This is a genomic window from Nonomuraea sp. CX421, assembly GCF_059358955.1.
In genome coordinates this window covers 167,594-188,113 of the sequence record NZ_JCADBK010000012.1, presented here as the reverse complement: position 1 = coordinate 188,113, position 20,520 = coordinate 167,594, and the positions used below count along the sequence as shown (strand labels likewise).

Here is a 20,520-nt window from a genome sequence, read left to right as displayed (position 1 = left end):
TGATCGTTGACTTGAACTCACAAGATTACTATCTTCTATATAATAACAAGATAGCTTGGACGAGTCACCTCCGCAGACGACGGACCGTCAGGGAGACCCATGGATCACATCGGCCAGCTCACCCCTTCAGGTGCACCTGGCGAGGGGCCGCCGGCGGCGCCCCGCATCACCGTCCGGGAGGCGTCCCGATCCTTCGTGACCACCGGGCGTTCGGCCGTCCACGCGCTGGGGCCGGTCGACCTGTCCATCGGCGACGACGAGTTCCTCTGTGTGGTGGGCCCGTCGGGTTGCGGCAAGTCGACCCTTCTGAAGATCATCGCCGGACTGCTCGCGCCCTCCTCGGGAGAGGTGGCGATCGAGGTGTCCGGCGATCACCGCATCCCGATCGCCATGGTCTTCCAGGACTACGGGATCTATCCCTGGAAGACGGTGCGGGCCAACGTGGAGCTCGGCCTGCGGCTCAGCGGCCGTCCGACCGCCGATCGGCGCGAGATCGTCGACGACTGGCTGGCCCGCCTCGGACTGACCGACTTCGCGGACGTCTACCCCGGAGCTCTCTCCGGTGGCATGCGCCAGCGGGTCTCCATCGCCCGCGCGCTGGCCATCGATCCCGAGGTCCTGCTGATGGACGAGCCGTTCGCGGCCCTCGACGCCCAGCTGCGCGAGGTGCTGCAGGACGAGCTGCTGGCGATCTGGCAGGCCCGCCGGCGCACGGTGGTGTTCGTGACGCACAGCCTTGAGGAGGCACTGCTGCTCGGTGACCGCGTCGTCGTGATGAGCGCGCGCCCCGGCCGCGTCATCGCCGACATCCACGTGCCGTTCGAACGCCCCCGGTCCAGCGCGATCCGTACCGACGCCCTCTTCGCCAAGTTACGCGGCGAGCTGTGGACGAGCCTGCACTCGGAGGTCGTCGCCCAGTTCGACGCGGGAAAGGACCGGCCTTGAGCACCGTGCTGACCCGGCGTCCCGGAGTCGCCGAACTGCATCCGGTGCGCACCCGGCGCCGCTGGAGCGCCACCAAGATCGCGCTGGGGATCTCCGTGCCGGTGCTGTTCGTGGCGGTGTGGCAGCTCAGCGCCGTCCTCGAATGGGTCGACCCGTTCCTCTACCCGCCGCCGAGCCGGCTCGTCCCGGGCATCGTCGCGCTGTGGGAGGACGGCCGGCTGGTGGAGGCCACCGTCACCAGCGTGCGCCGCGTCATCCTCGGATACCTGCTGGGCGCCGTCACCGGGCTGGTGGTCGGCTTCCTGATGGGCATGTCGCGGGTGCTGCGCGCGGCGTTCGAACCGTTCTCCTGGGCGTGGTACACGGTGCCCAAGCTGGCCCTGCTGCCCATCTTCCTGACCATCTTCGGCTTCGGCGACACGTCGGTGGTCGTTCTGATCGCGATGACGGTGTACTTCTTCGTCTGGATCTCGGTCATGTCGGCGGTCATGGCGGTGCCCACCGGCTACCGCGAGGCGGCCCTGATGCTGCGCGCCAACCGGTGGGAGATGTTCCGCCACGTGCTGCTCCCGGCCGCGTTGCCGGAGATCTTCGTCGGCCTGCGGATCGCCGCGGGGGTCTCCGTCCTCATGCTCGTCGGCATCGAGTTCGTGATCAGCGACCAGGGCCTCGGCTACCTCATCGAGCAGGGCCGCACCCTGCTGCTGCTCGAACAGAGCTACGTCGGCATCGTGCTCGTCGCCGCCATCGGCTACCTCTTCGCCCTGCTGGTGAAGCTCGTCGGGCGCCTGTTCATCCGGTGGGCGGCCGACGACAACGCGATCATCCCGTCCTGACCGGCGACGCGCCCCTGCTGCCCGGTCCTGCCTTCACGCCCCCCAACTGGAGGAACCTGTGTCGAAATTACGTGTCCTGGCCGCGGCGCTGGGAGTCGGGGCGTTGCTGCTCTCGACGGCCGCCTGCGCCGCTGATGACGAGCCGGTGGCGGCCCGCGCCGATCTGGGCGCCGTCGTGCCCGTCGAGGGCTGCGGGGCGGACTCGTACGTCGATCCCGCCGACCTGAGCCCGACCCGGAAGGTCGCGCGGTGCGCGGCGAACACCCCCGCCCCCCAGCCGCTGAAGGAGCCCGCCACCATCCGGATGACGGCCGCGTCGAGGTCCAGCAGCCTCGCGCCGATCTTCGTCGGGATGGAGCTGGGCGAGTTCGAGAAGGAGAACCTGAAGGTCGAGTTCTCGGTGCTGCCGTTCGCCGACGCGATGCCGCAACTGGCCGCCGGCCGGGTCGACATCTCCTACGGGGGCACCGAGGCCGGCCTGTTCAACGCGGTGAACCAGGGCCTGGCCATCAAGTGGGTCCTGGGCAACTTCATCGAGCCCAAGTCGGCCGACCTGTCCCAGCCGCAGACCGGGCTCTGGGCGCGCCGCGACATCTTCTCCGACCCGCAGAACCCGAAACTGGCCGAACTGAAGGGCAAGACCCTCGGCTCCACCGTGGGGGCCGCCTCGGCCATCGCCTACCCGATGAACAAGGCGCTGACCGAGGCGGGCACCTCGCTGCAGGACATGCAGATCAAGCAGCTTCCGCCGACGGACCTGATGCCGGCCCTGGCCAACAAGGCCATCGACACCGCGTGGCTGCTGGACCCGTACTGGCTGACCGCCGCCAGCAGCCCGGACAAGTACGTGCTGGTCGGCGGGCAGGCGCCCGGAGAGCCGCTCGGCGGCTTCTACACCGGCAAGTCGATGCTGGAGGAGCGGCCGGAGGTGCTCCAGGCGTTCGTCCGCGCCTACATCCGGACCATCAACACCCACCTGGACGGTGACTACATCAAGAAGGAGAACGTGCTGGCCGCCATCGTGGCCGGCACCCAGCAGCCCCGCGAGTCGCTGACCCGCACCCCCGCGCTCACCTTCGACTGGGAGATCCGCAAGGGGACGGGGGAGGAGGAGCAGAAGGTGTTCATCGCCTTCAAGACGGTGAAGTACACGGAGATCCTGCCGGAGGATCGCTACGTGGACCGCTCCTTCTACGCCCGGGCCGTGGGTCACACCGGTTCGTAGCCGTCACCACGTCCCCGGCGGCAGGTGACGGGGCACCTGCCGCCGGGGATCACGCGGAAGAGCCGGCCGTGGCGGCCCGCGGGGCGGGAACCGGGTAGTACGCCATCCAGTCGTCGTCGCTCATGCGCAGCATCCGCACGCCCAGCGCGCCGAGCGCCAGCGCGGGCAGCGCCCACAGCGGGACCGTCAGCGGGCCGTACGGGACGAACTGCGCGGCGAGCCCGCCGAGCGTGACGGTGAGCGGGATCCACCAGTGCGCCGCGCCGGCCCGCCACACGGCGATCAGCAGCAGCGGGAGGCCGAGCAGCGCGAAGAAGGTCCACGGCAGCGTGAAGCCGAAGATCACGCCGGGCAGGTCGAGGACCTCGCCGGCCAGCCGCTGGGCCTCCTCGGCCGGGTAGCGCCGGCCGAACCACCACTCCACCGGGTCGGTGAGCAGCAGGGCGGACAGGTTGATGTAGCCGACGATCGTCATCGTGCCGGCGATGTGGCCGAGCACGACCGCCTTGCGGCGCACCAGGTGCAGCAGGCCGAACGCGGCGATCGCGGTGAGCACCCAGCTCCAGTGGTAGAGCACCGACTGCAGCTGGGCGAGCGCCGGGTTGTCGCCGAAGCTGACCGCCTCGCGGTCGTCGCCCCAGGTGCCCGGGTCGACGATGACCGCGATCAGCTGGAGCGCCGGCGCGACGATCAGCAGGGAGCCGGTCGCGACGCGTCTGAAGCGGACCGAGTTGTTGAGCATGCGGGGGCCTCCTGGCCGGCCGAGGGGCACTGTCCGGCTGGATGTTAGGCAGCGCTCCCACCCGGCCGCGTCCACCGCCGGGCTGATCCCCCGTCAGCCGCTGAGCTGACCCGCGACAGCCGTCGCCCGCGACGGACCTCTGCGTACCTCGGTCGTGCACCCAAACACAGGCAGGACGACCAGGAATGAGCGCCTGGGTCAACGGAGGGTCAGTACGGGGTGCCACGTCGCGTCCGAACCGCCGTCCTCGCGATAGGACGACAGCCGGGTGACTTCCTTGCCGTCCACACTGACCAGTACGAGGGCGTTGCGGAATTCGTTCGCACACCTGTCTTCGCAGCCGAGGGCGATCACATGCCCGTCGTCAGCCCATGCGAGCAACTCGAGAACGGGTTGGGTTCCGGCTTCGAGGCCGGAGGCTCTGTCGATGACCTTGGTCGGCATTCCCGCGGGTCCCGCCAGCAGCTTTCCGTTCGGTGACAGCCCGGCTTCCCCGGCCTTATCCTCCGACAGCTCAACGTGGCCGCTGGGCATGGCGCGGGCCCTGCCGTCCAGGTCGAAGTAGAGTGCGTCGTCGGTTTCGCCGGTGACGAGGTCGGGCGAAGCCCAGCGGAAGTCATTTCGCAGATGCGCCGCCTGCTTGTCGCCTCGTGGCACTGAATTGAACCGCGCCGTCATCGTGGTCGCGTCCACGATGAAGAACCCGCTGCGGGGACTCACGCCTTTCGTCCCGTAGCGCGTATTGGCGTTCACGAACTCGACCTCGTCGGGGTGCCGGTCATAGCTGGTGGCCAGGACGTTCTTGCCGTCAGGTGACCAGGTCGCACTCGCGGCCCCTTGCGGGAGGTCGATCCAGGAGAGCACTTTGCGGGTGGACAGGTCGAGAACACCGAGCCGCTTCGACGGAAGTTCTCCCTCCAGAACGGCGGCCTTCTGTAGTCCGGGGGCGACGTCCACCCATGACCATTGCGTCTGTTCGTAGGTGTCGTTTTGTGGACTGTATACGTACCATGTGCGGGACAATCGTTTGACAGTCGTGTTGAGCGTTCCCCGGCTTACTTTGTGCTCCGCCTTGCGGACCTCCTGCCAGGAGCCGGTCCAGTAGGCGGACATCGCCACGCGGCCGGCGGCGATGAGGCTGCGAGGAGGGTCGTTGCCCGTGTCGGTGCGCACATCATGGGGCGCCGCGCCCGTAGCCGCACGTGTGCCGGTCGCCTGCGAGTCGGGCGACGTGCCGGATAGCAGCGTCACGGCGCCCGCGGTCATCGCGACGATCGTCACGACCAAGGCGAGTGGAGCGATGATGTTCGTCCTCCGCCTGCTGGAATCGCGGTGGGGCGCCTCGGGTAATCTCTCAGACTGCACGCCTCTGCTGCCTCTCAGCTCGCTGTGTAGGTGCCTTGGACGGGATTTTCCTGAGAGCCGTAGTTGCCGTTCTGCCGCCAGGCTCTGAGAGTGTAGATGGTTCCAGGAAAGGGAGCCGCAAACCATGCGCTCTCGCCTGTGCACCCATTGTTGGCGCCGTCCGTGTCAAAGACTTCCGTATAGCCGTCAGAAGAGTCGATGGATGTTCCGGATCGCCTGCCGTCCGCGTTCTTGTCGCAGGCTTCGATCGTGTAGCCGACCTCGTCATAGCAGCCTAGGGCCCACGTGTTGCTCACGCAGCGTTCTACGGCGTGGGCGGGGGTGGAGGTCGCTATGATCGATGTGGCTGCGATCGAGATGGATAAGGCGCAGCCTTGCCAGCGTCGAAACATTCTTCTCCTCGGAGCGATGGGCGTATTGTTGACCGGCAGAGCTGGGCTGGTCTGAAATACGCATCGATCATCGCATCCTAACTTGGGACCCAGGTCGCTGGAAGATCAAATCCAGTTAGGGAGTATGTGCGGACTGCATCTTTCCTGATATGGATTTTGCGGCTCTCCGGTATATGTTTCCATGACATGGAGAGGGTCCTCGTGCGACGAATGGGATTTACGAATCAAACGGTGGGTGGTGACGGAGCACTTGAGCCTGCGACCTCGAAGGCCGAGCGGCTCCCGGCGCGACGCGCGGCCATCACACCGTCCGCATCGGCGAGACGGCGGCGGTGCTGCTGATCGACGACACCTGCGCCCCGAGACAGTGGTCGCCGGTGGCCGCCGCCGGAGCGGGTGGGCGGACGCCGCTTCCGTGAGTGGATCGGGGAGAACGCCGCGGCGTTCTCCTGGCTAGGGCTTGCGGCCCACGCCCGCGTAGTAGACGGCCTCGCGGTCGGCGTAGAGCGTCTCCGGCGTGGGCCGCCAGCGCGGCAGCGCCACCACGCCCGGTTCCAGTAGCTCCAGCCCATCGAAGAAGCCGGTCAGCTCCTCGTGGGTGCGCAGCGTGATCGGGGCGCCGCCGCTCTCGTTCCAGCTGCGCACCCCCTCCTCCAGCTGCTTGCCGACCAGGCCGTGGGAGATGGCCAGGTGGCTGCCCGGGGCCATGGGCTCCATCAGCCGCTGGATGATCTCCTTGGGCCGGTCGCTGTCGGGCAGGAACTCCACCACGCCGAGCAGCACCAGCCCGATCGGCTGCGAGAAGTCCAGATGCTCGCCCGCCGCAGCGATGATCTTGTCGGGGTCGCGCAGGTCGCTGTCGACGAACCAGGTGTCGCCCTGCCCCGAGGTGCGCAGCAGCGCCCGCGCGTGGGCCAGCACCGCCGGGTCGTTGTCCACGTACACGACCTTGCAGTCGGCCGAGACCGACTGGGCGACCTGGTGGGTGTTGTCGGCCGTGGGGATCCCGGTGCCGATGTCGAGGAACTGCCGGATCCCCGCCTCCGCCGCCATGTGGCGCACCGCCCGGCCGAGGAACTCGCGGTTCGTCTTGGCCAGGATGGGCAGCTCGGGGACCGCCTGGAGGATCTGCGCGCTCACCACGCGGTCGATCTCGTAGTTGTCCTTGCCCCCCAGCCACAGGTCATAGATCCGGGCCGGACTCGGGATCTCGGTGTTCACACGGCTGAGCGGACCGTCGGTCATCGTCGTGCCTTCCTGAGGGGGGTACGCGACAGCCTAACGCGAGGAAGATCCGAAGTGTCAGTGTTCCATCCCGGAGCGGAGAGCGGAGAAGGCGCCGGGACCTCGGGGCGGAGGTCCCGGCGCCGCCCGGCGCGCGGCCCCGGTCAGCCGATCGTGATCAGCCCGTAGCCGTCGTCGTAGCGGTGGTAGATCAGCCGGCCGCGGCCGGTCTCCGCGTCGGCGAAGAACTCGAACGCCCGGCCGTTGACCTTCAGCCGGTCCACCGCCTCGGCGGTGGTCAGCCGGGGCGCCGGGCCGGGATCGACCGTGAGCGGCATCATCACCTCGCCGAGCGCCTCCGGCCGCGGCTCCACCTGGGCCAGCAGGTAGCCGTCACCGGCCCGGTACAGGACGCTGTCCTGCCCGCTGCCGGCCTCGGTGAACAGGTAGAAGTCGAAGTCGAGCTGCTCCATGTCGAAGGCGGCCTCCTCCGGCGTGGCGCGGTAGGCGCCCAGCGTCTTGTGCCGGACGATCTCCTGCTCGGCGTCCGGCTCGCGCCGCGGGCGCGGCAGGACCGGCAGCGAGGCCTCCCGCTCTGGCCAGTGGCGCCCGCGCAGCTCCCCCCAGTGCCTGGCGGTGCGCCGCAACCGGGTGCGTACCCGATCCTCCAGCAGATCGAGCGCCTGGTACATGGACGAGCCCGCGGCCTGGGCGCGGATGAGGCGCCCGCTGACGTCGAGGTTGGCCTGTGCTGTGTACGGCCGCTTCACGTTGGGGGCGGCGGGGGCCGTCAGCTTGATCCGCGCGTGCAGCACGGGCTCGTGGGCCAGCTGGGCCAGCGCGGCGATGGCCTGCCGGGCGTGCTCGACGGCTCCCTGGCGGACCGGGCCGCGCCTCTCGACGCGAACGTCGGCGGGGTCTATGGCGACCGGCGTGTTCCGGCGTCTCATGTCGTGCCTCCTTCTGCCGTTCCGTGCGATCACAGCCAATCGCTGAGCCGCAGGTCGCGGGTAGAGGAGAAAGACCATGTCCAAAGGACCTCCGGCCCTAGGCGTTCCTCGGGTCCGCGCGGACCATGGAACGGGGCCGTACCCGTGGTGGCGTCCTCGGCGCCGGGTCAGCCGCCCAGGACGTGGGAGGCGAGGCGGGCGCGGTGCCAGGCGGCGTCGCCGAACAGCCTGGCGGCGGAGTGGGCCCGTTTGAAGTAGAGGTGGGCCTCGTGCTCCCAGGTGAAGCCGATGCCGCCGTGCAGCTGGATCGTCTCGGCGGTCACGGCGGAGAACGCCTCGGCGCAGTACGCCTGCGCGGTAGCGGCGCGTACACCCAGGTCGGGAGCGTTCTCGGCGAGCGCGAGGGCGGCGTCGTGGCTGACGGAGCGGGCCGACTCGACCAGCACGTACAGGTCGGCCAGCCGGTGCTTGACCGCCTGGAACGAGCCGATCGGCCGGCCGAACTGCTCCCTGACCTTCACGTAGTCGAGCGTCATCTCCAGGCAGCGGGCGCTGCCGCCGAGCTGTTCGGCGCTGAGGGCGGTGGCGGCGACCGCGAGCAGCCGGTCGAGGACCCGGTGCCCGTCGGCGCCGATCAGCCGGGCGGGCGCCGCGTCGAACGTCACGCGCGCCTGCGGCCTGGTGCGGTCGAGCGTGGTCAGCGGCTCCACCTGCACGCCGGGAGCGGAGGGCTCGACGGTGTGGACGGCGAGGTCGCCGTCGGGCGTGAGCGCGGGCACGATGAGCAGGTCGGCGCGCGCGCCGTCGAGGACGTGCTCCTTCACCCCGGTGAGCCGGCCGTCGCGCACCCGCGCCCGGATCGCCGCCGGGTCCCAGGTGCCGTTCTCCGCCCAGGCGACGGCGCCGACCCGGCTGCCGTCGGCGAGGCCGGGCAGGGGATCGGTGGCCCCGCAGGCGAGCAGTGCCTCGGTCGCGAGCACGGCAGAGCCGAGGTAGGGGAGCGTGGCCAGGGTGCGCCCCAGCTCCTCGCACACCACCTGGGTCTCGGCCGCCGTGCAGCCCGCACCGCCGTGCTCCACGGGAACGGCCAGCCCGAAGGCGCCCACCTGGTCGGCGAGCAGCCGCCACACGGTCTCGTCGTAGCCCGCTTCAGCGTCCGGCTCGGGCCGGGACGGGGGGTTGCGCGCGAGAAGGGCGCGCACGGTGCGCCGCAGCTCTTCCTGCTCGTCGGTGGTGATCATGTTCGTCCAAGGGTCAACGGGGCGGGGATCCTTATTCTAACAACTGTTTGGTAGAGTGCCACCTGTGAACCGGAGCGAAACCTTCAGAGCCGAGGTGCGCGCCTGGCTGGAGGACAACCTGTCGGGCGAGTTCGCCGGCGCCCGCGGGCTGGGCGGACCCGGCCGCGAGCACGAGGCGTTCGACGTCCGGCTGGCCTGGGAGCGGCACCTGGCGGCGGCCGGCTGGACCTGCCTGGGCTGGCCCGAGCAGTATGGCGGGCGCGGCGCGAGCGTCGAGGACCAGGTGGCCTTCCACGAGGAGTACGCCCTGGCCCGCGCGCCCGCCCGGGTCGGTCACATCGGCGAGAACCTGCTCGGCCCGACCATCATCGCGTTCGGCACCGACGAGCAGCGCCGGCGGTTCCTGCCGCTGATCGTGGACGTCGAGGAGCTGTGGTGCCAGGGCTACTCCGAGCCCGGCGCCGGCTCCGACCTGGCCGGGGTGCAGACCCGCGCCGAGTTCGACGGCGACCGGTGGCGCGTCAGCGGGCAGAAGGTATGGACCTCCCTCGCCCTGGAGGCCGACTGGTGCTTCGTGATCTGCCGCACCGAGCCCGGCTCCACCCGCCACCACGGGCTGTCCTACCTGCTGGTGCCGATGCGCCAGGACGGCGTGGAGATCAGGCCGATCGTGCAGATGACCGGCACCAGTGAGTTCAACGAGGTCTTCTTCGACGACGCGGTGACCGACGCCGCCAACCTCGTCGGCGCGCCCGGCGACGGCTGGAAGATCGCCATGGCCACGCTCGGCTTCGAGCGCGGCGTGGCCACGCTCGGCCAGCAGGTGGGATTCCGTCACGAGCTGGAGGCCGTCATCGAGGTCGCCCGGCGCACCGGCGCGATCGACGACCCGTTGCTGCGCGACCGGCTCGTCCGCTCCTGGATGGGCCTGCGGGTCATGCGGCTCAACGCGGTCCGCACCATGGCGGGCATCGCGGCGGGCGCGCCGGGGCCCGAGTCGTCCATCTCCAAGCTCGTCTGGGGCGTCTGGCACCGGGAGCTGGGCGAGCTGGCCATGGACGTGCTCGGCGCCGCCGGGATGATCGCCGACGGGCCGCCGTACGACCTGAGCGACGCGCAGCGGCTCTACCTGTTCTCCCGGTCCGACACGATCTACGCCGGCTCGAACGAGATCCAGCGCAACATCATCGCCGAGCGCGTGCTCGGGCTGCCCCGCGAGGCGCGTCCCGGGAGCGGGCGATGAAGAGGAGTAGGCGATGCAGGGGGAGCGGGCGATGAAATACGCGGTGCTGGCACCGGTCGCCGCGAACACCACCGCCGACCCCGAGTGGATCGGCGGCTTCGCCCGGCACGCCGAGGCGTGCGGGTTCGAGTCCATCGTGGTGGTCGAGCACACCGTGGTCATGAGCAGATACTCCAGCGTCTACCCGTACGACCGGTCGGGGCGGATGGAGCTCGCCGACGACTGCGCCATCCCCGACCCGCTCGACCTGCTCGGCTTCCTGGCCGGCCGGACGACCCGGATCGGGCTGGCCACGGGCGTCCTGGTCCTGCCCAACCACCATCCCGTCGTCCTGGCCAAGCGCGCCGCCACCCTCGACGCGCTCTCCGGCGGACGGCTGCGCCTGGGCGTCGGCATGGGGTGGATGAAGGAGGAGATCGAGGCCTGCGGCACCGACTTCGCCACGCGCGGGCGGCGGGCCGACGAGCAGATCCGGGTGATGCGCGCCCTGTGGTCCGGTGAGTCGCCGGACGGGGTCAGCCACCACGGGGAGTTTTTCGGTTTCGACGGGGCCATGACGTACCCCAAGCCGGTGCGCGGCGCGGTGCCGATCCACATCGGCGGCCACAGCGTCGCGGCCGCGCGCCGCGCGGGCCGGCTCGGCGACGGCTTCCAGCCGCTCGGAGTGGCGGGGGAGGACCTACGGAGGCTGCTCGGTGAGATGCGCGCCACGGCCGACCAGGCGGGACGCGATCCGCTCGCTCTCGAACTCACCCTCGGGCACCTCGTCTCCCGGATCACGCCTGAGAAGGCCGATGCCCTGGCCGCCCTCGGCGCGGACCGGATCCTGCTGTCGGGGACGCCGACGGCAGACCTGGCGGTTGCCATGGACGAGCTCTCCGCCTGTGCGGCCCGCCTCGGGCTGAGGCCCTGATGGGCGCCGATCCCCGGCAGGGCCCGGTGAGTGGACTGGAGGCGGCCGACGTGGCCGGGCTCGCCGACCTGGTCTCCCGGTACGCGCTGTACGCCGACGAGCGGGACATCGCGGGGCTGACCGGGTTGTTCACCGGAGACGGTGTGCTCGTGCTGCCCGACCCGCCGCGCGAGCTGGAGCCGGTCCTGACGCGGACCGGGCCCGAGGAGATCGGCCGGGCGGTGTCCGCGCTGGACGGCTTCGCCCTGACCTTCCACGCGCTCTGCGGCCAGGTGTTCGACGCGGGGCCGGAACCCGGTACCGCCACGGGCAGGGTGGCGTGCGTGGCGCACCACCTGGCCGAGCGCGACGGCGGGCCGTCCGACCTGGTGTGGCACCTGCGCTACCTCGACGCCTACCGGCAGGAGGCGGGCGCCTGGCGGATCACCCGGCGGGCGATCCGCATCGACTGGATCGAGACCCGGCCGGTGCGCCGCCTGCGCGGCCAGACCGGGTGACGCCGGGAGCACGTGATCAGCCTGAGCGGGATGGGTGATCCTGGCGCGTCCGCGTATCCCGTTCTTCGTGGGGGAACGCGCTCAGCGCGGGTGGTGGAACTCCTCGGTCCGAAGGAGAGCGCGGCCGGCCAGGCGTTCGATGATCTGGACGCGGTCGTCGGCGGCCGCCATGGCGACGCCCCCTTTCAGGACGAGGCCGGGAGGTCGCCGGCCAGGAGTTCAGGTGACTCGGAGCGGCCGTCGAGGACGCGGTTGACGCGGGTGACGACGCGCCAGCCGTCCGGGCCCCGGCGCAGGGTCCAGTGGTTGGCGGTGGCGCGGCGGACCCTGAACCCGTCCCCGGAGCGGTCCCTGACGATCATCAGCGAGTAGCCGCGGGCGACCGCCTCGTCACCGCTCACCGTGACGTGAGGGGCGCCGATGACGTGGGCGCAGCCGCGGGCGATCCAGCCCTGGTGCGCGTCGGAGCGGACCATGGCGGCGATCTCGTCCCGGCCGTTCATCAGCAGTTCGTCCACGTCGTACACACCGCCGGGCTCCCACAGCGCGGCGACGGCGTCGGCGCTGCCGCTGTCGACCAGCGGGCCGTAGGACAGGACGAGGCGGGTCACCTCCAGCTCGTCCTCCAGCCTGCGGGTGCGCTCCTCCAGCAGGGCGAGCCGCTCCTCGACGCCGGTCAACCGTCCTCCCCGAGACGAGCCGGTTCCGCGCCTGGTTCCGTGGCCGGGTCCGGTGGGCTGAAGTCGAGGCCGATCTCGCCCCCGAGGGCGTGCAGCGCCTCCAGTTGGTCGCAGTAGTGGGCGGCCGAGGTGGCGGCCACGTAGACGGCCGCCACCGTGGCGCCCGCCTCACGGACCCGTTCCAGGGCGCGCGTGGCGAGGCCGGGTGAGCCGGTCGGGTCCACCGGGCGGCTGATGCCGAGCACGACGTCGAAGGCGTCGGGCAGGTCGGTCTCGCGGAGCATCGTGGCGAGCGTGTCCAGGGGCAGCCCGAACGGCGCCCAGCCGTCGCCGTGGGTCGTCGCGCGGCGCAGCGAGCGCCGGGTCTGGCCGCCGATCCACATCGGCACCCGGGGTTGCACCGCGTGCGGCTCCACCACGAAGCCGGAGTAGTCGTAGTAGCGGCCGTGGAACTCCGGCTCCCGTCGCGAGAGGGAGGCGCGCAGGGCGGCGAGCGCCTCGTCGGCGCGCGGGCCGCGATCCTCGAACGGCACGCCGAGCAGCTCGAACTCCTCCTCCAGGCTGCCCACGCCCAGCCCGAGCGTGAGCCGCCCGCCGCTGATCAGGTCGAGCGTGCCGTACCTCTTGGCGATCTCCAGGGGGTGGTGGTAGCCGAGCACGAGCACGTGGGTGGCCAGCCGGATGCGGCGGGTGCGGGCGGCGAGATAGCCCAGCGTGGCGAGCGGATCCCAGTAGGCGCCGCCGCGCTGCCGGGCCGCCTCGGCCGGCACGGCGACGTGCTCGCTGCAGGTGAGGTGGTGGTAGCCGAGCCGGTCGGCGGTCTCGGCGACGCGGCCCAGGTCGTCGGCGCCCGCCGTGGCCTCCCACTCCGAGTGGGTGCCCGGAAAGCGCACCACGATGGGACTCACTATGCCGATCCGCACCGGCTTCACCTCGCATCGTCTCTGGACTGGGTTTCCGGAATTCTTTCTACTCAACCGGTCGCCGGGCTGACCTGGCGGTCTCACTGAACGGAATCGGACAGGACGGAGCGTACGGGTCGTTCGACGTCTTCCCACCGGGGCGGCGCGTTGCTATGGTCCAGACAAGAATTCATTTCAGTTTTGGGGGGTGTGATGACCGCTCTCAGCACTGAGCAGGCTTCGCCGGCGGCGCCGCGACGGGACCTGCCGCCGTCGATGGTCGAGCGGATGACGCTGATCATGGACGCGTTCACCGGCCGTTCCACCCGGCTCACCCTTGAGGACGTCGCCCGCCGTACCCATCTCCCCCGATCCACGGCACACCGGATCCTCGACCAGCTCGTCCAGCTGAACTGGCTCGACCACACGTCCTTCGGCTATCGCCTGGGCAAGCGCGCGCTCGGCCTCGGCGGCCGCGACGGCAGCCACGGCGAGATCCGCGAGGCGGCCGCGCCGCTGCTGCACGAGCTGCAGATCAAGACGGGGATGGTCGTCCACCTCGCGGTCCTCGACGGCGCGGAGGTCTTCTACCTGGACAAGGTCGGCGGCAGGTTCGCCCTGTCGGTGCCCTCGCGGGTGGGCGGCCGGGCGCCGGCCCACTGCACCGCGCTGGGCAAGGCGATCCTCGCCTGGCTGGAGCCGGAGCAGGTCGACACGCTGATCGACGGCCCCATCAGCCGGCTGACCAACCGTACGATCGGCGACATCGCCACCCTGCACCAGGAGCTCAACCGGATCCGGCAGCGCCACGGCCTGGCCTTCGAGCGGGGGGAGTGCTTCCCGCAGATCTCCTGCGTGGCGGCGGCGATCCGCGGTCACGAGGGGCCGGTGGCGAGCATCTCCCTGGTCGGCGAGAGCCGTACCCCGTTGGAGAAGGTCGCCCCGCTCGTGGTCGACGCCGCGCGGCAGGCCGCGCTGACGCTCTTCCCCGGCCTGGAGAGCCCGCGGCGCACCCGCGCCGCCGCGCGGACGCCCGACCCCACCTGGTCCACCGAGACGATGAACCAGATGCTGGCCGTCGGCCAGGACGGCGACTGGCTGTGAGGCGCGAGGACGATCAGCCCCAGTGGTCGCCCCAGCCCCACAGGTTGGGCCCCGGCGGCGCCTGATCGGCGGGCAGCGGCCGCTCGACGCCGAACCGGCCGCGGAAGAACAGCATCGGGCGCTGCTCGCGGACCGGCTCCAGCTCCACGACCCGGCCGATCACCACGTCGTGGTCGCCCGCCACGTGCACGTCGTGCACCTCGGCGTGCACGCGCAGCAGCACGTCGCGCAGCGCCGGCGTGCCCCATCGGGACAGGTCCCAGTCGAGCCCGTCGTACTTCCTGCCCTTGCTGGAGCCGAACCGGCCGCAGATGTCGACCTGCTCCTCGCCCAGCACGTTCACGCAGAAGCGGCCCGAGTCGCGGATCCGGGGCCAGGTGCGGCCGTTGTGGTCGGCGCAGAACAGGATCAGCGGCGGCTCCAGCGACACCGAGGCGAACGACTGGCACGCGAAGCCCACCGGCTCCGCGCCGTCCAGGCCGCTGATCACCGTCACGCCGCTCGCGAACATCCCCATCGCCCGCCGGAACTCCGCCGGGGTCGGCGCGCCGGGGTCCGGAGTGAACGGCGAGTCAGGGGATGCGGCTGTCATGGATCACCTCGCGTACGGGGGTGGCTCGGATGACGAACGTACAAAAGCCCGTACGGCGCCCAGACGGCGGGATCCCGATGAGTGGAAGGGCTTTCCGCTCCGGCAGGCCCCCGACTCTCGTCGCCCGGCGTTCCGGTCCCGGTCTCGCTGATTGGGATGATCTCCGGGCTCGCCCGTTCTGTCCGATTACCTTCGACGAAGCCTACCTATGGACGGATGATGACCACGGAGCTGACCCACGAGTCGACCCTGCGCGAGCTCGCCACCGAGGAGGGGGTGCTGCGCTACCACGAGGCAGGCCAGGGCCCGCCGCTGCTGCTCCTGCACGGTTCGGGCCCCGGCGTCACGGGCTGGCGCAACTACCGCGACAACCTGGCCACCCTGTCCGAGCGGTTCCGCTGCCTGGTCCTGGAGTTCCCCGGGTTCGGGGTCAGCGACCCGACCGACCGGCACCCCATGGTCGCGGCGGGCGGCGCGGTGATCCGCTTCCTCGACGGGCTCGGCCTCCAGCAGGTGGACGTGATCGGCAACTCCATGGGCGGCATCGTGGCCGCCCAGGTGGCCATCGCCAACCCCGACCGGGTGCGCCGGCTCGTCACCATCGGGGGCATCGGCCGCAACCTGTTCAGCCCGGGCCCCGGCGAAGGCATCAACCTGCTCATGGAGTTCACCGAGAACCCCACCCGGCAGGCGCTGATCCAGTGGCTCCACTCCATGGTGTACGACCCGGCCCTCGTCACCGAGGAGCTCATCGAGGAGCGCTGGGCCCAGGCCACCGACCCGGCCACGCTGGCCGCCGCCCGCCGGATGTACGGCAGGGCCGCGTTCGCCGCCCAGCGGGCCCACGCGGCCGCCTCGGACGCGCCGCCGTACTGGGCGATGCTGCACAGACTGAAGGCCAGGACGCTGATCACGTGGGGCCGCGACGACCGGGTCAGCCCGCTCGACATGGCCCTCATCCCGATGCGCACCATCCCCGACGCCGAGCTGCACGTCTTCCCCGACTGCGGCCACTGGGTGATGATCGAGCAGAAGGCCGCCTGGGAGAGCGCCGTGCTGGCCTTCCTGACCAGGAAGGATGGCCGGTGACCGGCTGGGACCACGAGTTCGACCTCGTCGTCGTCGGCAGCGGCGGCGGTGGCATGACCGCCGCGCTGACCGCGCGCGACAGCGGCCTGTCGGTGGTGGTGGTCGAGAAGGGCTCGAAGTACGGCGGCAGCACCGCGATCTCCGGCGGCGGCGTCTGGATCCCGAACAATCCCACCCTGCGGGCCAGGGGGCACGACGACAGCCGCGAGTCGATCCGCCGCTACCTCGACCTGCTGACCGGCGGCCGGGTCCCGGCGGCCCGGCTCGACGCGTACGTCGACCACGGCCCGGCCGCGATGGAGCTGCTCGGCATGAGCAGGTGGATGCGCTTCTTCTGGACCAAGGGCTACGCCGACTACCACCCCGAGCTCGACGGCGGCCGGCCGCTCGGCCGGTCGATCGAGGCGGTGCCGTTCGACACCCGCAAGCTCGGCGAGGACGAGAGGTACCAGCGGCCCAACAGCATGAAGGGCCCGCTGGGCCTGTGGATCACCGGCAAGGACTACCACGACCTGGCCATGGTCAAGCGCACCTGGCGCGGCCGGTGGGCCTCCGTCGTCGCCGCCTGGCGGGTCTCCTCGAACGTGGTCCGCCGCCGGCACATGGCCACCGGCGGGCGGGCGCTCGTCGCCCGGCTGCGGATGGCGCTCAAGGACGCGAACGTCCCGCTCTGGCTGAAGACCCCCATGAAGGACCTCGTCACCGGCGACGACGGCGCCGTCACCGGCATCGTCGCCGAGCGCGACGGCCAGACCGTGCGGATCCGCGGCCGGCTCGGCGTGCTGCTGGCGACCGGCGGCTTCGACCACAACCGGGAGCTGCGGGCGAGGTACCTGCCCGAGGGCGGACAGGCCGACTTCGGCATGGGCGCCCGGGAGAACACCGGCGACGGCATCCTGGCCGGCGAGCGGCTCGGCGCCGCGCTCGACCTGATGGACGACGCCTGGTGGATGCCCGCCGTGCGGCACCCCGCCGGGGCGACCATCCCGCTGGTGTCGGAGCGGTGCATCCCGCCGTCGATCATCGTGTCGGCCCAGGGCACCCGGTTCACCAACGAGTCGTCCCCGTACGTGAACTTCGTGCACGACCAGCTCGCGGGCGGGCACGTGCCGGCCTGGTTCGTGATGGACGCCAAGGCCCGCGCCCGCTACCCGTTCGCGCAGATCCTGCCCGGGATGCCGATCCCCAAGGAGTTCTACGACCAGGGCATCGCGTTCACCGCCACCACGCTCGGCGAGCTGGCCGGGAAGATCGGTGTCCCGGCCGAGGCGCTGGCCGCGACCGTGGCCCGGTTCAACCGGTTCGCCGAGGCCGGCCGGGACGACGACTTCGGCCGCGGCGACAGCGCCTACGACCGCTACTACGGCGACCCGACCCTGCCCAACCCGAACCTCGACGTCATCGACAGGGCCCCCTTCTACGCGTTCCGGATCGAGGTCGGCGACCTCGGCACCAAGGGCGGCCTGGTGTGCGACGAGCACAGCCGGGTGCTGCGCGGCGACGGCTCGGTGATCGACGGCCTCTACGCCACGGGCAACACCTCGGCGTCGGTCATGGGCAACGAGTACGCCGGACCCGGCGCCACGATCGGCCCGTCGATCGTCTTCGGGTACATCGCCGCGCGGCACGCCGCCGCCAGAGCGCGCGCGGGCGGGCAGGTCACGCTGCCCCACTCGGCGTGACGGCGGGGACGGAGACGGCCATGACGCAACCGGCATCGCTCAAGGTCCGAGTCGTCGAGGTGATCCGCGAGACACCGGACGCCCACTCGCTCGTGCTGGAGCCCGCCGACGGCGACGACTCCCGGCTCGGCTACCGGCCCGGCCAGTTCCTCACCGTACGGGTGCCGACCAGCCGGCCGGAGGGCGCGGCGCGCTGCTACTCGCTCAGCAGCTCGCCCGTCTGCGACGACAGGCTCAAGGTGACCGTCAAACGCACCCGGGACGGCTACGGGTCCAACTGGATCTGCGACAACGTCACCGAGGGCGACGTGCTGGAGGTGCTGCGGCCCTCGGGCACGTTCACCCCGTCCTCGCTCGACGACGACCTGTTGCTCTTCGCGGGCGGCAGCGGCATCACCCCGGTGATGTCGATCCTCAAGTCGTGCCTGCGCGGCGGGGCGGGCGCCGTCACCCTGGTCTACGCCAACCGGGACGAGCGGTCGGTCATCTTCCGTGACGAACTGGTCGCGCTGGCCGCCGAGCACGGCGAGCGGCTGACCGTCGTGCACTGGCTGGAGTCGGTGCAGGGCCTGCCGACCGCGGCCGGACTGGCCGCGCTGGCCAGGCCGTACGCGGGCCGGGAGGCGTTCGTGTGCGGGCCGGAGCCGTTCATGGACGTCGTCACGGCGATCCTCGCCGGGATGGGCGCGCCCCGGGTCCACGTCGAGCGGTTCGAGTCGCTGGCGGGCGACCCGTTCGCCGAGTCCGGCGTGGTGATCGACGAGGCGGCCCCCGGCGGCACGGCCGAGGTCGAGCTGGACGGCCGGACGACGACGGTGGCGTGGCCGGCGGGCGCCAAGCTGCTCGACGTGCTGCTGGCCGCCGGCCTGGACGCGCCGTACTCGTGCCGCGAGGGCTCGTGCAGCGCGTGCGCCTGCGTACTGCTGGAAGGGGAGGTCACGCTGGAGCACAACACGGTGCTGGACGAGCGCGACCTGGCCGACGGGCTGATCCTGTCCTGCCAGGCGATCCCGGTCAGCGAACACGTCAAGGTCACCTACGACGGCTGAACCCGCCCGCGCCACCGGCGGCTCCCACTGAGCGGGAGCGCGCACCGGCGTGGCGGCCATGACTGGAACCCTTACCCCGACGTCGACATCTGCGGAGGACTGGATGCTGGAAGAGGCGCAGCGGGCCGCCGCGGCCGAGCGGCTGCGGGTGGCCGAACGGGACCGGGCCCCGATCGGGCCGCTGACCGAGTCCTTCCCGGACATCGACGTGGTGGACGCGTACGAGATCCAGCTCGCCGGCATCCGTGGGCGGCTCGCCGCCGGCGCCCGGGTCCTCGGGCACAAGGTGGGGCTGTCCTCCCTGGTGATGCAGCAGATGATGGGCGTCGACGAGCCCGACTACGGGCACCTGCTCGACGACATGGCGCTGTCGGAGGACGTGCCGATCCAGGTGGATCGCTACTGCTACCCGCGGATCGAGGTCGAGATCGGCTACGTGCTCGGGGCGAGCCTGCCCGGCGAGGGGTGCACCGAGGCGGACGTGCTGGCCGCGACCGAGTACGTGGTGCCGAGCATCGAGCTGATCGACAGCCGGATCCGCGACTGGAAGATCGGCCTGGCCGACACGATCGCCGACAACGCGTCCTCGGCCGGCGTGCTGCTCGGCGCCGCCCGGGTGAGCCCGGCCGAGCTGGACCCGGCCGACGTGGAGGCGGTGCTCTACCAGGACGGCCAGGAGGTCGCCCGGGGCAACACCAGCGCCGTCCTGGGGAACCCGACCACCGCCGTGGCCTGGCTGGCCAGGAAGGTCGCCTCGTTCGGGGTGAAGCTCGAAGCGGGGCACGTCATCCTGCCCGGCTCCTGCACCAGGGCGATCGACGTGCGCCCCGGCGACGCCTTCCGCGCCGAGTTCGCCGGGCTCGGCTCCGTGACCGCTCGATTCGCATGAGTTCGCAAGTGTTCGTATGAGTTGGACTGAGTCAGACGAAATGAGGTTGGGACTGTGACCAAGGCGACCGCCGCGATCGTCGGCTCTGGCAACATCGGGACCGACCTGATGTACAAGCTGCTGCGCTCCGAGCTGATCGAGCCGCGCTGGATGATCGGCGTCGAGCCCGACAGCGCCGGGCTCAAGCGCGCCGGGGCCGAGGGCCTGACCGCCTCCGCCGAAGGAGCCGGCTGGCTGCTCGCCCAGGACGAGCGGCCCGACCTCGTCTTCGAGGCCACCTCGGCGTACGTGCACAAGGAGAACGCGCCGAAGTACGCGGCCCTCGGCATCCAGGCGGTCGACCTCACCCCGGCCGCGCTCGGCCCGGCCGTGGTGCCCGCCGTGAACCTCGGGGCGCACCTCGACGCGCCCAACGTCAGCCTGATCACCTGCGGCGGGCAGGCGACGATCCCCATCGTGCACGCCGTCTCGCGGATCACCGAGGTGGCCTACGCCGAGATCGTGGCCAGTGTCGCCTCGCCGTCGGCCGGGCCCGGCACGCGGGCCAACATCGACGAGTTCACCCGCACCACCGGCCGGGGCATCGAGACGATCGGCGGCGCCGCCAAGGGCAAGGCGATCATCATCCTGAACCCGGCCGAGCCGCCGATGCTCATGCAGGACACGATCTTCTGCTCGATCCCCGAGGACGCCGACCGCGAGGCCGTCGCCTCCTCGATCAAGGAGATGGTGGCCGCCGTGGCGTCGTACGTGCCCGGCTACCGGCTGCGCGCCGAGCCGCAGTTCGACGACCCCACGCCGGTGAGCGGCGGGCTCGCCCGGGTCGCCGTGTTCGTCGAGGTGGAGGGCGCGGGCGACTACCTGCCGCCGTACTCCGGCAACCTCGACATCATGACCGCAGCCGCCACCAAGGTCGGTGAGGGCTTCGCGCAGCGGCTCCTCGCCGAGCGCTCCTAGCAC

General features: G+C 71.1%; 21 protein-coding genes. 12 read left to right on the top strand and 9 right to left on the bottom strand.

Going from position 1 to position 20,520, the window contains the following annotated elements; all coding sequences use genetic code 11:
* Nucleotides 1–99 precede the first annotated feature (99 nt).
* The 3 genes from AC5L3X_RS22655 to AC5L3X_RS22645 are packed head-to-tail and all read left to right on the top strand — an operon-like array spanning nucleotide 100 to nucleotide 3,006.
* Nucleotides 100–945, top strand: a complete 846-nt coding sequence (locus tag AC5L3X_RS22655) for an ABC transporter ATP-binding protein (protein WP_494859385.1) — start codon at nucleotides 100–102, stop codon at nucleotides 943–945.
* Nucleotides 946–950: 5 nt separating this feature from the next.
* Nucleotides 951–1,781, top strand: a complete 831-nt coding sequence (locus AC5L3X_RS22650) for an ABC transporter permease (protein ID WP_494859451.1) — start codon at nucleotides 951–953, stop codon at nucleotides 1,779–1,781.
* A 58-nt stretch (nucleotides 1,782–1,839) separates the two neighbouring features.
* Entirely contained in the window at nucleotides 1,840–3,006 is a 1,167-nt protein-coding gene (locus AC5L3X_RS22645; protein WP_494859383.1) for an ABC transporter substrate-binding protein, read from the top strand.
* Nucleotides 3,007–3,055: 49 nt separating this feature from the next.
* On the opposite strand, the gene AC5L3X_RS22640 is transcribed toward AC5L3X_RS22645, so the two are convergent.
* The 6 genes from AC5L3X_RS22640 to AC5L3X_RS22615 form a co-directional block, all read right to left on the bottom strand.
* Nucleotides 3,056–3,748 carry a hypothetical protein gene (locus AC5L3X_RS22640; protein WP_494859382.1) on the bottom strand — a complete coding sequence of 231 codons (693 nt, stop codon included), beginning with the start codon at nucleotides 3,746–3,748 and terminating at the stop codon, nucleotides 3,056–3,058.
* 198 nt (nucleotides 3,749–3,946) lie between these two features.
* A complete protein-coding gene (locus AC5L3X_RS22635) occupies nucleotides 3,947–5,029 on the bottom strand; it encodes a hypothetical protein (RefSeq protein WP_494859380.1) in 1,083 nt (360 codons plus the stop codon).
* Between the two features lie 98 nt (nucleotides 5,030–5,127).
* Nucleotides 5,128–5,505 (bottom strand): hypothetical protein, encoded by a 378-nt coding sequence (locus AC5L3X_RS22630; protein WP_494859379.1) that lies wholly within the window; start codon nucleotides 5,503–5,505, stop codon nucleotides 5,128–5,130.
* Nucleotides 5,506–5,958: 453 nt separating this feature from the next.
* The gene (locus AC5L3X_RS22625; protein WP_494859377.1) at nucleotides 5,959–6,726 is read right to left on the bottom strand and encodes an SAM-dependent methyltransferase; all 768 of its coding nucleotides are present in this window, start codon (nucleotides 6,724–6,726) and stop codon (nucleotides 5,959–5,961) included.
* Nucleotides 6,727–6,893: 167 nt separating this feature from the next.
* The gene (locus AC5L3X_RS22620; RefSeq protein ID WP_494859375.1) at nucleotides 6,894–7,679 is read right to left on the bottom strand and encodes a sigma 54 modulation/S30EA ribosomal C-terminal domain-containing protein; all 786 of its coding nucleotides are present in this window, start codon (nucleotides 7,677–7,679) and stop codon (nucleotides 6,894–6,896) included.
* A 167-nt stretch (nucleotides 7,680–7,846) separates the two neighbouring features.
* Entirely contained in the window at nucleotides 7,847–8,920 is a 1,074-nt protein-coding gene (locus AC5L3X_RS22615) for an acyl-CoA dehydrogenase family protein (protein WP_494859374.1), read from the bottom strand.
* 64 nt (nucleotides 8,921–8,984) lie between these two features.
* Here AC5L3X_RS22615 and AC5L3X_RS22610 point away from each other — a divergent pair, with 64 nt between their 5' ends.
* The 3 genes from AC5L3X_RS22610 to AC5L3X_RS22600 are packed head-to-tail and all read left to right on the top strand — an operon-like array spanning nucleotide 8,985 to nucleotide 11,573.
* A complete protein-coding gene (locus tag AC5L3X_RS22610; protein WP_494859373.1) occupies nucleotides 8,985–10,163 on the top strand; it encodes an acyl-CoA dehydrogenase family protein in 1,179 nt (392 codons plus the stop codon).
* A gap of 13 nt (nucleotides 10,164–10,176) precedes the next feature.
* A complete protein-coding gene (locus AC5L3X_RS22605; RefSeq protein ID WP_494859371.1) occupies nucleotides 10,177–11,076 on the top strand; it encodes an LLM class F420-dependent oxidoreductase in 900 nt (299 codons plus the stop codon).
* Complete coding sequence (locus AC5L3X_RS22600; RefSeq protein WP_494859370.1) at nucleotides 11,076–11,573, top strand: nuclear transport factor 2 family protein; 498 nt, start codon at nucleotides 11,076–11,078, stop codon at nucleotides 11,571–11,573. Before AC5L3X_RS22605 ends, AC5L3X_RS22600 begins: the two co-directional genes overlap by 1 nt.
* A 185-nt stretch (nucleotides 11,574–11,758) precedes the next feature.
* Here the strand turns inward: AC5L3X_RS22600 and AC5L3X_RS22595 are convergent, their stop codons facing one another.
* The gene (locus AC5L3X_RS22595; RefSeq protein ID WP_494859369.1) at nucleotides 11,759–12,253 is read right to left on the bottom strand and encodes a nuclear transport factor 2 family protein; all 495 of its coding nucleotides are present in this window, start codon (nucleotides 12,251–12,253) and stop codon (nucleotides 11,759–11,761) included.
* Complete coding sequence (locus AC5L3X_RS22590; RefSeq protein WP_494859368.1) at nucleotides 12,250–13,176, bottom strand: LLM class F420-dependent oxidoreductase; 927 nt, start codon at nucleotides 13,174–13,176, stop codon at nucleotides 12,250–12,252. Before AC5L3X_RS22590 ends, AC5L3X_RS22595 begins: the two co-directional genes overlap by 4 nt.
* A gap of 192 nt (nucleotides 13,177–13,368) precedes the next feature.
* Here AC5L3X_RS22590 and AC5L3X_RS22585 point away from each other — a divergent pair, with 192 nt between their 5' ends.
* On the top strand, nucleotides 13,369–14,259 hold the full coding sequence (locus AC5L3X_RS22585; RefSeq protein ID WP_494859367.1) for an IclR family transcriptional regulator: 891 nt from the start codon (nucleotides 13,369–13,371) through the stop codon (nucleotides 14,257–14,259).
* Nucleotides 14,260–14,272: 13 nt separating this feature from the next.
* On the opposite strand, the gene AC5L3X_RS22580 is transcribed toward AC5L3X_RS22585, so the two are convergent.
* Entirely contained in the window at nucleotides 14,273–14,851 is a 579-nt protein-coding gene (locus tag AC5L3X_RS22580) for a flavin reductase family protein (RefSeq protein WP_494859366.1), read from the bottom strand.
* A gap of 219 nt (nucleotides 14,852–15,070) precedes the next feature.
* Between AC5L3X_RS22580 and AC5L3X_RS22575 the strand changes: the two genes are divergently transcribed.
* The 5 genes from AC5L3X_RS22575 (at nucleotide 15,071) to AC5L3X_RS22555 (ending at nucleotide 20,517) form a co-directional block, all read left to right on the top strand.
* Nucleotides 15,071–15,940 (top strand): alpha/beta fold hydrolase, encoded by an 870-nt coding sequence (locus AC5L3X_RS22575; protein ID WP_494859365.1) that lies wholly within the window; start codon nucleotides 15,071–15,073, stop codon nucleotides 15,938–15,940.
* Nucleotides 15,937–17,622: an FAD-binding protein gene (locus AC5L3X_RS22570; RefSeq protein WP_494859364.1), complete on the top strand. Its 1,686-nt coding sequence runs from the start codon at nucleotides 15,937–15,939 to the stop codon at nucleotides 17,620–17,622. Before AC5L3X_RS22575 ends, AC5L3X_RS22570 begins: the two co-directional genes overlap by 4 nt.
* A 20-nt stretch (nucleotides 17,623–17,642) precedes the next feature.
* The gene (locus tag AC5L3X_RS22565; protein ID WP_494859363.1) at nucleotides 17,643–18,671 is read left to right on the top strand and encodes a 2Fe-2S iron-sulfur cluster-binding protein; all 1,029 of its coding nucleotides are present in this window, start codon (nucleotides 17,643–17,645) and stop codon (nucleotides 18,669–18,671) included.
* A 103-nt stretch (nucleotides 18,672–18,774) separates the two neighbouring features.
* On the top strand, nucleotides 18,775–19,560 hold the full coding sequence (locus tag AC5L3X_RS22560) for a 2-keto-4-pentenoate hydratase (protein ID WP_494859362.1): 786 nt from the start codon (nucleotides 18,775–18,777) through the stop codon (nucleotides 19,558–19,560).
* Nucleotides 19,561–19,614: 54 nt separating this feature from the next.
* On the top strand, nucleotides 19,615–20,517 hold the full coding sequence (locus tag AC5L3X_RS22555) for an acetaldehyde dehydrogenase (acetylating) (protein ID WP_494859360.1): 903 nt from the start codon (nucleotides 19,615–19,617) through the stop codon (nucleotides 20,515–20,517).
* The last annotated feature ends 3 nt before the right edge of the window (nucleotides 20,518–20,520 follow it).